The organism is Ruegeria sp. CH8 (assembly GCF_056536985.1).
The window spans coordinates 1-15,178 of sequence record NZ_JBQFQR010000025.1; the positions used below are offsets into that span (position 1 = coordinate 1).

At 58.0% G+C, this 15,178-nt stretch carries 9 protein-coding genes; 1 reads left to right on the forward strand and 8 read right to left on the reverse strand.

Annotation, left to right across the window (positions count from 1 at the left end; translation table 11 throughout):
- The 4 genes from ACR0ER_RS21135 to rpsL all read right to left on the reverse strand — a co-directional run.
- Positions 1-91 (reverse strand): GTP-binding protein (locus tag ACR0ER_RS21135; RefSeq protein WP_215675807.1); only part of this gene is annotated, 91 nt, incomplete at its 3' end.
- 60 nt (positions 92-151) lie between these two features.
- On the reverse strand, positions 152-2,269 hold the full coding sequence (fusA, locus tag ACR0ER_RS21140; RefSeq protein ID WP_480770635.1) for an elongation factor G: 2,118 nt from the start codon (positions 2,267-2,269) through the stop codon (positions 152-154).
- An 18-nt stretch (positions 2,270-2,287) separates the two neighbouring features.
- Entirely contained in the window at positions 2,288-2,758 is a 471-nt protein-coding gene (gene rpsG / locus ACR0ER_RS21145; protein ID WP_039529242.1) for a 30S ribosomal protein S7, read from the reverse strand.
- A gap of 15 nt (positions 2,759-2,773) precedes the next feature.
- Complete coding sequence (gene rpsL / locus ACR0ER_RS21150) at positions 2,774-3,145, reverse strand: 30S ribosomal protein S12 (RefSeq protein WP_005621086.1); 372 nt, start codon at positions 3,143-3,145, stop codon at positions 2,774-2,776.
- Positions 3,146-3,542: 397 nt separating this feature from the next.
- On the opposite strand from rpsL, the gene ACR0ER_RS21155 reads away from it, so the two are divergent.
- Positions 3,543-4,349: a putative rhamnosyl transferase gene (locus ACR0ER_RS21155; RefSeq protein ID WP_480770636.1), complete on the forward strand. Its 807-nt coding sequence runs from the start codon at positions 3,543-3,545 to the stop codon at positions 4,347-4,349.
- On the opposite strand, the gene ACR0ER_RS21160 is transcribed toward ACR0ER_RS21155, so the two are convergent.
- The 4 genes from ACR0ER_RS21160 to rpoB form a co-directional block, all read right to left on the reverse strand.
- Positions 4,334-5,203, reverse strand: coding sequence for a DMT family transporter (locus ACR0ER_RS21160; RefSeq protein WP_480770673.1), 870 nt, complete (start codon positions 5,201-5,203; stop codon positions 4,334-4,336). The genes ACR0ER_RS21155 and ACR0ER_RS21160 overlap by 16 nt on opposite strands.
- 201 nt (positions 5,204-5,404) lie before the next feature.
- Positions 5,405-6,271: an alpha/beta fold hydrolase gene (locus ACR0ER_RS21165; protein WP_480770637.1), complete on the reverse strand. Its 867-nt coding sequence runs from the start codon at positions 6,269-6,271 to the stop codon at positions 5,405-5,407.
- Positions 6,272-6,533: 262 nt separating this feature from the next.
- Positions 6,534-10,775, reverse strand: a complete 4,242-nt coding sequence (gene rpoC / locus ACR0ER_RS21170; RefSeq protein WP_170335587.1) for a DNA-directed RNA polymerase subunit beta' — start codon at positions 10,773-10,775, stop codon at positions 6,534-6,536.
- 50 nt (positions 10,776-10,825) lie between these two features.
- Positions 10,826-14,962: a DNA-directed RNA polymerase subunit beta gene (gene rpoB / locus ACR0ER_RS21175; RefSeq protein ID WP_170335588.1), complete on the reverse strand. Its 4,137-nt coding sequence runs from the start codon at positions 14,960-14,962 to the stop codon at positions 10,826-10,828.
- Positions 14,963-15,178 lie beyond the last annotated feature (216 nt).

The window sequence follows — 15,178 nt, forward strand, 5'->3', positions numbered from 1 at the left end:
CTGCGGTCAGCGTCGTTTTACCATGGTCAACGTGGCCAATCGTGCCGATGTTGACGTGCGGTTTTGTACGCTCAAACTTTTCCTTTGCCATGATGGCCTCCTTTGTCGGTAATGAAGGGAGCCCCGGACCGGAGCTCCCTCAAATCTTCGCTTATGCGTATTTCGCCTGAATCTCGTCCGAGATGTTCTGCGGAACCGGATCGTAGTGGTCGAACTGCATGGTGAACTGGGCACGGCCCGACGACATCGAACGCAGAGTGTTGATGTAGCCGAACATGTTGGCCAGCGGAACGAACGCGTCGATCGCGATGGCGTTACCGCGCGGCTCTTGTCCAGATACCTGGCCACGACGCGAGGTCAGGTCGCCGATAATACCGCCGGTGTATTCTTCCGGGGTGATCACTTCGACCTTCATGATCGGTTCCAGCAGTTTCGCGCCAGCTTTACGCATGCCTTCACGCATACACATCCGCGATGCGATTTCGAACGCCAGAACGCTCGAGTCAACGTCGTGGAACTTACCGTCCAGCAGGGCAACCTTGAAGTCGATCACAGGGAAGCCAGCCAGAGGGCCGCTGTCCATAACCGAGTTGATGCCTTTTTCAACACCGGGGATGTATTCCTTCGGAACGGCACCACCAACGATGCGGCTTTCGAACGAATAGCCTTCGCCTGCTTCGGTCGGCTGGATCTCCAGCTTGACTTCCGCGAATTGACCCGAACCACCCGACTGTTTCTTGTGGGTGTAGGTGTGCTCGACCGGCATCGAGATGGTTTCACGATAGGCCACCTGAGGTGCACCGATGTTCGCTTCAACCTTGAACTCGCGCTTCAGGCGGTCAACCAGGATGTCCAGGTGAAGTTCGCCCATGCCCTTCATGATAGTCTGACCCGATTCCAGGTCAGTTTCCACACGGAAGGACGGGTCTTCGGCGGCCAGACGGGCCAGACCCTGAGACATCTTCTCTTGGTCGCCTTTGGTTTTGGGCTCAACCGCGATCTCGATCACCGGATCGGGGAAGGTCATGGTTTCCAGAACCACCGGATCCTTTGCGTCACACAGGGTGTCACCGGTGGTGGTGTCTTTCAGACCCGCCAGCGCGATGATGTCGCCTGCAAACGCTTCTTCGATCTCTTCACGGTTGTTCGAGTGCATCATCATCATACGACCGATGCGCTCTCTCTTACCTTTGGTCGAGTTCAGGATCGAGTCACCCTTGTTCATGGTGCCCGAGTAGATCCGGGTGAAGGTCAGCGAGCCAACGAAGGGGTCGTTCATGATTTTGAACGCCAGACCCGAGAAGGCCATGTCGTCATCGGCACGACGTGCGATGTCACGAACTTCTTCCTCGTCGCCGGGCTTGAAGCCCATGTAATCAACAACGTCCAGCGGGCTGGGCAGATAGTCGATCACAGCGTTGAGCAGCGGCTGAACGCCTTTGTTCTTGAACGCCGAACCACCCAGAACCGGAACGAACGCGATTTCCAGAGTACCTTTACGCAGCAGGGCGCGCAGGGTCGGAACGTCGGGCTCATTGCCTTCCAGGTATTCCATCATCGCGTCGTCGTCCATTTCGACGGCCGCTTCGATCATCTTGCCGCGCCATTCGTCAGCCATGTCTTTCAGGCTGTCGCGGATCGGAGCTTTGATCCAGCTTGCGCCCAGATCTTCGCCCTGCCACAGCCACTCTTCCATGGTGACCAGGTCGATCAGGCCTTCCAGCTCGGACTCGGCGCCGATCGGAATACCAACCGGAACAGCGCGTGCGCCGGTGCGGTCTTCGATCATGTTGACGCAGTTGAAGAAGTCTGCGCCGATCTTGTCCATCTTGTTGACGAAAACCATACGCGGAACCTTGTAGCGGTCAGCCTGACGCCACACGGTTTCGGTTTGGGGTTCAACACCGGCGTTTGCGTCCAGAACGCAGACGGCACCGTCGAGAACCGCCAGCGAACGCTCAACTTCGATGGTGAAGTCAACGTGGCCGGGGGTGTCGATGATGTTCAGGCGGTGCTTCGGGGTTTCGGCAGTCTGACCGTCCTCGGTGCGCTCCCAGAAAGTGGTGGTCGCAGCCGAAGTGATGGTGATGCCGCGTTCCTGCTCCTGCTCCATCCAGTCCATGGTGGCTGCACCATCGTGCACCTCACCGATGTTGTGGGATTTACCAGTGTAATACAGGATACGCTCCGAGCAGGTGGTCTTACCTGCGTCGATGTGCGCCATGATACCGAAGTTACGGTACAGTTCGAGCGGATATTCGCGTGCCATTTGGATAAGCCTCTAGAATTACCAGCGGTAATGGCTGAAGGCTTTGTTTGCCTCGGCCATCTTGTGGGTGTCTTCGCGCTTCTTCACGGCGGTACCGCGGGACTGTACGGCGTCCAGCAGTTCACCGGCGAGGCGTTCTTCCATGGTGTTTTCGTTGCGGCCGCGCGCGGCGGTGATCAGCCAGCGGATGGCCAGTGCTTCGCGGCGCTCAGGGCGCACTTCGACCGGAACCTGATAGGTTGCACCACCAACCCGGCGCGAGCGAACCTCGACCGACGGTTTGATGTTGTCGAGCGCTTCGTGGAACACTTCGACAGGAGCGCGTTTGATCTTGTTCTCAACGCGGTCAAACGCGTTGTAAACGATGCGCTCTGCGACCGACTTCTTGCCGTCGATCATCAGGTTGTTCATGAATTTGGTCAGAACCTTGTCGCCAAATTTGGCGTCAGGCAGGACTTCGCGTTTTTCGGCGGCGTGACGACGTGACATATCAGCCTCTCCTTCTTACTTGGGACGCTTCGCGCCGTATTTCGAACGGCGTTGCTTACGGTCTTTGACGCCCTGAGTATCCAGAACACCGCGCAGGATGTGGTAACGCACACCGGGAAGGTCTTTTACACGGCCGCCACGGATCAGAACAACCGAGTGTTCCTGCAGGTTGTGGCTTTCACCGGGGATGTACGAGATGACCTCGAACCCGTTGGTCAGGCGCACCTTGGCAACCTTACGCATAGCCGAGTTCGGCTTTTTCGGTGTGGTGGTGTACACGCGGGTGCAGACGCCGCGTTTCTGCGGGCACTGCTCCAGGTGCATGGACTTCGAGCGTTTTACTTTGGGCTGCCGCGGCTTGCGGATCAGCTGTTGAATAGTTGGCATTCCGGTTTCTTCCCCGTTTTGCAACACACATGACATGCACGCGCATTGCGTGCGGTTAAACTTGCTGCACTCATGCGTCCACAAGCGCAAAATCCGCGAGCGTTCCCATTCCGAGGTGAACGTCGCGGTTGGTTATCAGAGGGCGCGAACTGCAAAATTGTCCGGGCCTTGACCAGTTCATTACTGGAATCGGTTGTGGGGCGGCCCCCGGCACCGAGATGACGCGCGTAATAGGGGGAGTCGGCCCGAGTGTCAACAGCAACCCCTAACCAGGAAGTCCGGCGACCCGACTACGCAGAGTTATCAGGGAGTAAGGTGGATTTCCAGTGCGGTAGCCGTTGCGGGGATCAAATCGCAACGGCATAGTCTGCTGACCACTTTGCTCCACGGATGAATCATGCAAGTCATCGGCATTTGCCGCTTTTCCTATCCCGCACTCGGGGGCTTTCAGGTCGAACATGATACGATCGAAGAACGGCGCGCCTACCTCTACAGCCCCACCCGGCTGGAAGAGCGGTTCCGTCTGTTCGAAACCACCACCCTGCCCTGTCTGAAAGAACAAACGGACGAAGATTTCCAGTTTTTGATCGTGATCGGAGACTGCCTGCCCAAACCCGCGTCTGACCGGTTGCACGACCTGACCGCCGGTATGAAACAGGCCCGGATCATCGCCCGCAGCCCCATGCGCCATCGGCCCGTGATGAAAGAGGTTCTGAACGCCGCCCGCGATAACCTTGACTCGCCCTGCATTCAATTCCGCCATGATGATGATGACGCTGTATCGGTTGACTTCGTCGAGCGCCTGCGCATCGCTGCAGATGAAGGCAAAACGCTGATGCGGAACAACAGGACCGTTGCCATTGACTACAACCAGGGATTTCTGGCCCGGTTCGGGCCGGACGGTATTCGGGCCGCGCAGGTTTTTCGCTCACTACTGGGTATCGGCTTTGCCATGCATGTGCGCGGCGGATGCGAGCAGACCATCATGAACTTTGCCCATCACCGCATTGGAAACTTCATGCCTGTGATCAGTTACCCGGATGCGCCGATGTGGGTGCGCTCGCTGAACCAGTTCAACGACTCGTATCATGCCCGCAATAGCAAGGCCGTGCTACTGCCCCTCACGCCCGAGCAGGAGGGGGAATTCATCGCACGTTTTGCCATCGATCAGGATGCCGTACGGCGGGCTCACTCTGCCGTATGAGTCTGTCGTTCGCGGAACAAGGTGAACAGCCCAGCCCCGACAACCAATGCCGCCCCCAGAAGTGTGATTGTGTCCGGCCAGTCTCCGAATACCAGCCAGCCTAGAGCCAGCGCCCAGATCAGGCTTGAATAGCGAAACGGCGCGACAAATCCGACGTCCCCGACCCGCATAACCATGACGCTGCACAGGTAACCAGTCAGCACGAAGACAGCGGCACAGGCGACCATCGCACCTGCGACGGGCGGAACCGGTTGCCAGCCCGAGGCTAACGAGACAAACCCGGCTGCAATCGTGATGGTAAACGAGGTCGCCAGCGTAACAGTCAGTGACGGCACGTGGATCGACATCCGCCGCGTGATGAGATCGCGGATCGTGACCGACACAACCGCTATCAGCGCGTAAGTGGCATAGATACTGAACCCCTCGGGGCCCGGGCGTACGATCAGGAGCATACCAAGGAACCCCAGCGCAATCGCTAGAACACGTCGCCATCCAATCTGTTCGCGAAAAAACAGCACAGCCCCCAGCGTCACAGTCAGCGGCAAGGCCTGCAACACCGCCGTCACATTAGCCAATGGCATGTGCAACAACGCAGTCAGAAAGAAATAAGTTGCCGACAGTTCCGCCAGACACCGGGCCGCTACAAGCCATTTGTCATGATGTGGAAAATTAAGGTGTAACGCACCCAGATGGCGTGCCAACACATACACCAGACCGGTGGCCAGCACACCGCGCATGGCCACCATCTGGAACAAGGGCATCTCTGCGCCGGCAGCCTTTATCAGCGCATCATTGATGGTAAAGGCCGCCATACTGCCCACCATCAGCAGCGCACCTTTTAGGTTTGGGGTCATAGTGGCGGCTTCCAAGGCTAACGGCATTTCACCTCATTGACAGAGCGCAAGACGGTCTTGTCAACCGCCCTTTCTGTTGGATGCTTCCAGCCGGAAAAACAACCAGCGTATGACCTAAACCCGACCACATCATACGCGCGGGGCTGAGCCGCTCGGGCACTAGAGAAGGTCGGCTATGCGGACGAAGCTGCCTTTAACTTGCTAAGACTGACTGGCGACCGCGCCGACAAATTCGGTCCACCGCTCGCGATCCACAAACCCATAGTGTCCTGCGCCCGACCACTCGTGCGCTGTGCAGTTGGGAAGCTCAGAGCAAAGGTGTCGAGGCATTGCCGGTGAGATAATGTCGTCCTCAGTACCATAAAACATCTCAACCGGTTGCTGAATCTCCTTCGGCGAAAATCCCCAATCCCAAAGTGCCATCGTCATTTCAAAAACACCTTCCTCGTGTTGTTGGTAACCAAGGCGAAAGTTATCTTCGAACAAGGCTTGCTGCTCTGGATTGCGGAGTATTGTTTTGGCTTCATTGGGCATTTGGTCAACGACAGACTCCACATAGGAAGGAATGTCTTTCAAAGCACTTTTAGCGCCCATACGCTCTGCCCAGCGGATCAGCAGGGTCAAATGGCGCAGTTTCGCGATGGTCTTCAGATCCTTCAATACGAGCATTTTGGTAACGCCGGGCTCATCAAATGGCGCCACAGGAGAAGCGAGCGCCACCTTGCGCACACGTTCGGGCATGTGAAAGGCCACTGCTAACGCGTGAGGGCCGCCGCCGGAATGGCCCGCGACGTTGAAGGTATCCAGGCCAAGATGGTCAGCCAGGTCCTCCATGTCCGCACCCCAATCAACCATCTTCCGATCCTTCTTAGGACTCGACCCTCCGACACCGGGCTGGTCCGCTGCAATCCATCGCACGCCAAGCGACGCGGTTAGGTTGTCGTCGGGTTGACGAATTACGTGAGAGTCGGAAAATCCATGGCTAAAAAAAACAGGTGTTCCGTTTGGGTCGCCGTAAGTGCTGAAAGCAAGCGTTCTACCATCCCTGAGAGTTATGTGTTCGGTCAAGCTGTTCTCCTAAAACGAAATAACATTAAGTCGCGAATTCATTGGACTGCTGGCATAGGCTTGATCCAGTGATACGAACTGTTCTCACCTTTTTAGGTACCATAACTATTGATCCGAATAATGAAACGCAGATGTCAGTTTGGGCTCAAAGCGGCCATTGGAGTTTGATATGGCGCCCGAAGCAAATCCCCTGCTGGCACTTTTTCACATAAGAAAAGGCCCCGCGTTTCCGCAGGGCCTTTCTTCATTCACGCCAACGTACTTACTCGCGGCTTTCCGGGGTTTCCACCAGAACGTCCAGCTCGTCGCCGACCATATCGTCGTCCATCATCGGCGCAGCCAGGGCAGCGGCCGCTTCGGCCTCTTCCCGGCGGGCTTCGATCACGACGTTGTCGCGCGACTGGGCAACCTGACGCACGGCCTGGGTTGCGCCGCCGGTACCGGCGGGGATCAAGCGACCGACGATGACGTTCTCTTTCAGGCCAACCAGCTTGTCTTTCTTGCCCTGAACCGAAGCTTCGGTCAGCACACGAGTGGTTTCCTGGAACGACGCCGCCGAGATGAACGAACGCGTCTGCAGCGAGGCTTTGGTGATCCCCAAGAGGATCGGCTCACCCTGTGCCGGACGACCACCGCGGGCGATGGTCTTCTCGTTGGCCGCGTCGAACTCTTGCTTGTCGACATGCTCGCCTTTCAGCAGGGTGGTGTCGCCTGAATCCAGGATCTCCCACTTCTGCAGCATCTGGCGCACGATGACCTCGATGTGCTTGTCGTTGATCTTCACGCCCTGCAGACGATAGACGTCCTGCACCTCGTCGATCATGTAATCCGCCAGCGCTTCGACACCCATAATGGACAGGATGTCATGCGGAGCCGGGTTACCGTCCATCAGGTATTCACCCTTCTGGATGAAGTCCCCTTCGGCGACCGGGATGTGCTTGCCCTTGGGCACCATGTACTCGATGGTCTCCATGGACTCGTCAGCCGGTTCAATGCTGATGCGGCGCTTGTTCTTGTAGTCGCGGCCAAAGCGCACGTAACCATCGGCTTCTGCGATGATCGCGTGATCTTTCGGACGACGGGCTTCGAACAGTTCGGCCACACGTGGCAGACCACCGGTGATGTCCTTGGTCTTAGCACCTTCACGCGGGATACGCGCAACAACGTCACCAGCTTCAACCTGCTGACCGTCTTCAACCGACAGGATCGCGTCTACCGACATCGGATAATGAACCGGGTTGCCCGCATCGTTGCGGACCGGCTCGCCATCTTCACCGACCAGAATGATCTCGGGCTTGAGGTCGCTGCCTTTGGGGGCGGCGCGCCAGTCGATCACGATCTTCTGGGTCATACCGGTTGCTTCGTCGGTCTCGTCGCGGACGGCAAGGCCCGAAACCAGGTCAACGTATTTCGCGGTACCGGCTTTTTCGGCGATGATCGGCAAGGTGTACGGGTCCCACTCGAACAGTTTGTCGCCACGGGCCACCTTGGTGCCGTCCTTGACAAACAGCTTGGAGCCGTAGCCCAGCTTGTGGCTGGCACGCTCTTCGCCATGCTCGTCCTTGATCACCAGCTTCATGTTCCGGCCCATGACGAGGCTTTCGCCTGCGGCATTGATCAGAATCTGCGGGTTCTCGAAGGATACGACACCTTCCTGGCTGGCTTCCTGGAACGACTGCTGACCACCTTGCGCAACACCACCGATGTGGAATGTACGCATGGTCAGCTGTGTACCGGGTTCACCGATCGACTGCGCGGCGATGATGCCGACAGCCTCACCTGTGTTCACCATGGTACCGCGCGCAAGGTCACGACCGTAGCAGGTTGCACAGACGCCTTCCTCGGACTCACAGGTCAGCGGCGAGCGGATGCGCATCGACTGAACACCGGCTTCGTCGATGGTGTCTGCCATACGTTCGTCGATCAGCTGACCCGCAGCCACGATCACTTCATCGGTGCCCGGACGCAGAACATCGTCAGCGGCGACACGGCCCAGCACACGTTCGGCCAGCGAGGCGACAACCTCGCCGTCATTCACGGCTGCTTCGGCGGTGATCGCACGCTCGGTGCCACAGTCGATCTCACGAACGATGCAGTCTTGTGCGACGTCCACCAGACGACGAGTCAGATAACCCGAGTTCGCCGTCTTCAGAGCGGTATCCGACAGACCCTTACGGGCACCGTGGGTCGAGTTGAAGTACTCGAGAACGGTCAGGCCTTCTTTAAAGTTCGAGATGATCGGCGTCTCGATGATGTCACCGTTCGGCTTGGCCATCAGGCCGCGCATACCGCCCAGCTGTTTCATCTGAGTGACCGAGCCACGCGCACCCGAGTGAGCCATCATGTAGACCGAGTTCGGTTCTTGTTCAGACCCGTCCGCTGCCCGGTCCGACGACGAGATCGTGCTCATCATCGCTTCGGTCACGCGGTCGTTACACTTCGACCAGGCATCGACAACTTTGTTGTACTTTTCGCCCTGAGTGATCAGGCCGTCCATGTACTGCTGTTCAAAGTCCTTAACCTGACCGCGGGTGTCATCAACGATGCCCCACTTGTCGTTCGGGATGACCATGTCGTCCTTGCCGAACGAGATGCCCGCCTTGAACGCTTCTTTGAAGCCCATCGACATGATCTGGTCACAGAAGATAACCGACTCTTTCTGACCGCAGTAACGGTAGACGGTGTCGATCACCTGCTGCACTTCTTTCTTCCGCAGCAGGCGGTTGACCAGCTCGAACGGCGCCTTGTTGTTCATCGGCAGCAACGCACCCAGACGCAGACGGCCCGGAGTGGTTTCATAACGCTTCTGAACTTCGTTGCCTTCGTCGTCGATCTGCGTGATCCGCGCGGTGATCTTGGTGTGCAGATGCACTTCACCGGCATCCAGCGCGTGCTGAACTTCTTCGATCGAACCAAAGACCTTGCCTTCGCCCGGCATGCCTTCGCGTTCCAGGGTCACATAGTACAGACCCAGGATCATATCCTGCGACGGAACGATGATCGGTGCGCCGTTTGCGGGCGACAGAACGTTGTTCGTCGACATCATCAGAACACGGGCTTCCAGCTGGGCCTCAAGGCTCAGCGGGACGTGAACAGCCATCTGGTCACCATCGAAGTCGGCGTTAAAGGCCGAACAGACCAGCGGGTGCAGCTGGATCGCCTTACCTTCGATCAGAACCGGCTCGAACGCCTGAATGCCAAGACGGTGCAGCGTCGGCGCACGGTTCAGCATGACAGGGTGTTCGCGGATCACCTCGTCGAGGATATCCCAAACTTCGGGACGCTCTTTCTCGACCAGTTTCTTCGCCTGTTTCACGGTCGAAGACAGACCCTTGGCTTCAAGGCGCGAGTAGATGAATGGCTTGAACAGTTCCAGCGCCATCTTCTTGGGCAGACCACACTGGTGCAACTTGAGTTCCGGACCGGTCACGATGACCGAGCGGCCCGAGAAGTCGACGCGCTTACCCAGAAGGTTCTGACGGAAGCGACCCTGCTTACCTTTCAGCATGTCCGACAGCGATTTCAGCGGACGCTTGTTGGCGCCGGTGATCACGCGGCCACGACGGCCGTTGTCAAACAGAGCATCCACGGATTCCTGCAGCATCCGCTTTTCGTTGCGGACGATGATGTCAGGTGCGCGCAGCTCGATCAGACGCTTCAGACGGTTGTTCCGGTTGATGACGCGGCGATACAGATCGTTCAGATCCGAAGTCGCGAAACGGCCACCATCCAGCGGAACCAGCGGACGCAGTTCCGGCGGAATGACCGGGATTACCGTCATCACCATCCATTCGGGACGGTTGCCCGACTCGAGGAAGGATTCGACAACCTTCAGGCGCTTGATGATCTTCTTGGGCTTCAGTTCGCCGGTCGCTTCGGCCAGATCAGCGCGCAGCTGCTCGGCTTCGGCTTCCAGATCGATCTGGGCCAGCATCTCACGAATGGCTTCGGCACCGATATTCGCTGTGAACGCGTCCATGCCATAGGCATCCTGCGCGTCCATGTACTCTTCTTCGGTCAGCATCTGGCCGTAGGTCAGGTCGGTCAGACCGGGCTCGATGACGACGTAGTTTTCAAAGTACAGAACGCGTTCCAGGTCGCGCAGCGTCATGTCCAGCATCAGACCGATGCGGGACGGCAGCGACTTCAGGAACCAGATGTGTGCAACAGGCGCGGCCAGTTCGATATGGCCCATACGCTCGCGACGGACTTTCTGCAATGTGACTTCCACACCGCATTTCTCGCAGACAACGCCGCGATACTTCATCCGCTTATATTTGCCGCACAGACATTCGTAATCTTTGATCGGGCCGAAGATACGCGCGCAGAACAGACCGTCGCGCTCGGGCTTGAACGTCCGGTAGTTGATGGTTTCGGGTTTCTTGATCTCGCCATAGGACCAAGACAGGATCCGCTCGGGCGACGCCAGCGAGACCTTGATCTCGTCGAATACCTTCGGAGGCGTCAGCGGATTGAACGGGTTGTTGGTGATTTCCTGGTTCATTTGTTACCTCAAATCTTGCGGAAGGGGGGACGGGAGAAAGGGCAGCGCCCTTATTCCTCAACCTCCGCATCCAGGAGTTCCATATTCAGGCCGAGGCCACGGACTTCTTTAACCAGAACGTTGAACGATTCCGGTACGCCCGCTTCAAAGTTATCCTCGCCCTTAACGATCGATTCATAGACCTTGGTCCGGCCGGCGACGTCATCCGATTTCACGGTGAGCATCTCCTGCAGGGTGTAGGCGGCGCCGTAAGCTTCCAGAGCCCAGACCTCCATCTCACCAAAGCGCTGACCACCGAACTGCGCCTTACCACCCAGCGGCTGCTGGGTAACCAGGCTGTACGGTCCGGTCGAACGCGCGTGGATTTTGTCATCCACCAGGTGGTGCAGTTTCAGCAGGTACTTGATGCCCACGGTCACGGGACGTGCGAATTGCTCACCGGTACGGCCGTCGAACAGAATCGACTGACCGCTTTCCGAGAAGCCCGCACGCACCAGCGCGTCGTTGACGTCAGCCTCTTTGGCACCGTCAAAGACCGGTGTTGCGATCGGAACACCGCGGGTCACGTTGCCCGCAGCCTCGATCAGGCCATCCTCGTCCAGACCGGTGATGCCTTCTTCGTAGACATTCTCGCCATAGGCCAGCTTCATTGCTTCGCGCACCGGGGTCAGGTCGCCGGAGCGGCGATATTCACCCAGAGCGTCGTCGATGTTCAGACCCAGACCGCGTGCGGCCCAACCCATGTGGGTCTCAAGGATCTGACCAACGTTCATACGCGAAGGCACGCCCAGCGGGTTCAGACAGAAGTCAACCGGAGTACCATCGGCCAGGAACGGCATGTCTTCCATCGGAACAACCTTGGAGATCACACCTTTGTTCCCGTGGCGACCGGCCATCTTGTCGCCCGGCTGAAGCTTACGCTTCACAGCGATGAAGACTTTGACCATCTTCATCACACCCGGCGGCAGGTCGTCGCCACGGCGGACTTTCTCGACCTTGTCCTCGAAACGGGCGTCCAGAGCACGTTTTTGTACTTCGTACTGCTCGTTCAGAGCCTCAACGATCTGTGCGTCCTGCTCACCTTCCAGAGCCAGCTGCCACCACTGACCACGGGTCAGGGTTTCCAGCAGCTCCTCGGTGATCACCGAGCCTGGCTTGACGCCTTTCGGGCCTTTGACAGCGGTTTTACCCAGGATCAGGCCCTGCAGACGCGCATAGATGTTGCGGTCAAGGATCGCCAGTTCGTCGTCCCGGTCACGGGCCAGACGTTCGACCTCCTCACGCTCGATCTGCAGCGCACGCTCGTCTTTCTCGACGCCGTGACGGTTGAAGACGCGAACCTCAACGACCGTACCGTAATCGCCCGGCTTCACGCGCAGCGAGGTGTCGCGCACGTCAGATGCTTTTTCGCCAAAGATGGCGCGCAGCAGCTTTTCTTCCGGGGTCATCGGGCTTTCGCCCTTCGGAGTGATCTTGCCAACCAGAATATCGCCCGGCTCAACATCTGCACCGATGTAAACGATGCCTGCCTCATCGAGGTTGCGCAGCGCTTCTTCACCGACGTTCGGGATGTCGCGAGTGATCTCTTCCGGGCCCAGCTTCGTGTCACGAGCGGCGACTTCGAATTCCTCGATATGAACCGAGGTAAAGACGTCATCACGCGCGATACGTTCCGAGATCAGGATCGAGTCTTCGTAGTTGTAGCCGTTCCACGGCATGAACGCGACGACCACGTTCTTACCCAGAGCCAGTTCACCCATATCGGTCGACGGACCGTCGGCAATGACTTCGCCCTTCTGGACGGTGTCACCCACCTTGATCAGCGGACGCTGGTTGATGCAGGTGTTCTGGTTCGATCGCTGGAATTTGCGCAGACGATAGATGTCAACGCCCGCGTCGCCCAGTTCCAGATCTTCGGTAGCACGGATAACGATACGCTGGGCATCGACCTGGTCGATGATACCGGCGCGTTTCGCCTGAATCGCAGCACCCGAGTCAATCGCAACCTTTTCCTCGATCCCGGTACCGACCAGCGGCGCTTCGGCGCGCAGCAGCGGAACCGCCTGACGTTGCATGTTCGAGCCCATCAGAGCGCGGTTAGCGTCGTCATTTTCAAGGAACGGGATCAACGATGCAGCAACCGAGACCAGCTGTTTCGGCGACACGTCGATCAGGTCCACATTCTCGCGCGGGGCGAGGGTGTAGTCACCGGCCTGACGGGTCGAAACCAGATCGTTGATGAACTTGCCATCGGCATCCAGAGTCGCGTTCGCCTGCGCCACAGTGTGACGCATTTCCTCGGTCGCGGACATGTAGTGAACCTCGTCGGTCACCTCGGCGTCTTTGACGACGCGGTACGGTGTTTCGATGAAGCCATACTTGTTCACGCGGGCAAAGGTGGCCAGCGAGTTGATCAGACCAATGTTCGGACCTTCCGGCGTTTCAATCGGGCACATCCGGCCATAGTGGGTCGGGTGTACGTCGCGAACCTCAAAGCCAGCACGCTCACGCGTCAGACCACCCGGGCCAAGCGCCGAGAGGCGGCGTTTGTGGGTAACCTCGGACAGCGGGTTGGTCTGGTCCATGAACTGCGACAGCTGCGACGAGCCAAAGAATTCACGAACAGCAGCCGCAGCGGGTTTCGCGTTGATCAGATCCTGCGGCATGACGGTGTCGATTTCGACCGACGACATACGCTCTTTGATCGCGCGCTCCATACGCAGCAGGCCAACGCGGTACTGGTTTTCCATCAGTTCGCCGACCGAACGCACACGACGGTTGCCTAGGTGGTCGATATCGTCCACGTCGCCTTTGCCGTCGCGCAGCTCAACCAGCGCCTTGATGCAGGCCACGATGTCTTCGCGGCGCAGGGTGCGCAGGGTGTCCGGCGCGTCCAGAGCCAGACGCATGTTCATCTTCACGCGGCCAACGGCGGACAGGTCATAGCGCTCGCTGTCGAAGAACAGAGTGTCGAACAGAGCCGACGCAGCTTCGACGGTGGGCGGCTCACCCGGACGCATGACGCGGTAGATGTCCATCAGCGCGCTTTCGCGGCCCATGTTCTTGTCCTGCGCCATGGTGTTGCGCATGTACGGACCGACATTGACGTTGTCGATGTCCAGAACCGGGATGTCGGTGATACCGGCATCGATCAGTTCCTTGACGGTGCCGCCGATCAGGTCGCCGTCCTTGTCGTATTCAAGGGTCAGTTCATCACCGGCTTCGACATAGATCGCGCCGTTTTCTTCGTTGATGATGTCCTTGGCGACGTATTTGCCAACGATGTGATCGAACGGAACCAGCAGGTCGGTAACCACGCCTTCTTCGATCAGCTTTTTGACCGCGCGCGGGGTAACTTTCTTGCCGGCTTCAGCAATCACTTCGCCCGATTTCGCGTCAATCAGGTCATAGGTCGGGCGGGTGCCGCGCACACGCTCGGGGAAGAACGGCGTGACCCAGCCCTTCTTCTTGTCCAGCTTGTAGGACACGGTGTTGTAATACGCGTCCATGATCGCTTCCTGATCCAGACCCAGCGCGTACAGCAGGGTGGTCACAGGCAGCTTGCGGCGACGGTCGATACGGGCGAACACGATGTCCTTGGCGTCGAACTCAAAGTCTAGCCAGCTGCCGCGATACGGGATGATGCGGCAGGCAAACAGCAGCTTGCCCGAAGAATGGGTCTTGCCCTTGTCGTGGTCAAAGAACACACCCGGCGAACGGTGCATCTGGGACACGATCACGCGCTCGGTGCCGTTCACGATGAACGTACCGTTCGGCGTCATCAGGGGCATATCGCCCATGAACACGTCCTGTTCTTTGATGTCTTTGACCGATTTCGCACCGGTGTCCTCATCGACATCAAACACGATCAGGCGCAGAGTGACCTTCAGCGGCGCGCTGTAGGTCATGTCGCGCTGCATGCACTCTTCGACGTCATATTTGGGTTTTTCCAGATCGTATTTCACGAACTCCAGAACGGAAGTTTCGTTGAAATCCTTGATCGGGAAAACCGACTGGAACACACCTTTGATGCCTTCGCCGTCAGTAGGCTGCTCTGCATCACCGGAGCGCAGGAAAAGATCATAAGAAGATTTCTGGACCTCAATGAGGTTCGGCATCTCCAGCACTTCGCGGATTTTGCCGTAATATTTACGAAGACGTTTCTGGCCAAGGAACGTTTGAGCCATGTCAGATGTCACCTTTCGATGTTCTCAGCGGGCAAAGACACCGTCGGGCCCCGGCATCTTGCACATTCGAGACGACACGTCCGGATCAATTCATGGCCACCGTCCCGAAGGCAGCCTCCCGATCCGCGAACCGCGTCTTAGAAAACGCCCCAACCCATGAGGCCCTTTCTAAGACAGGTTCGGCTGGATCCGGATTTCTCCGGACCCAGCCAAATT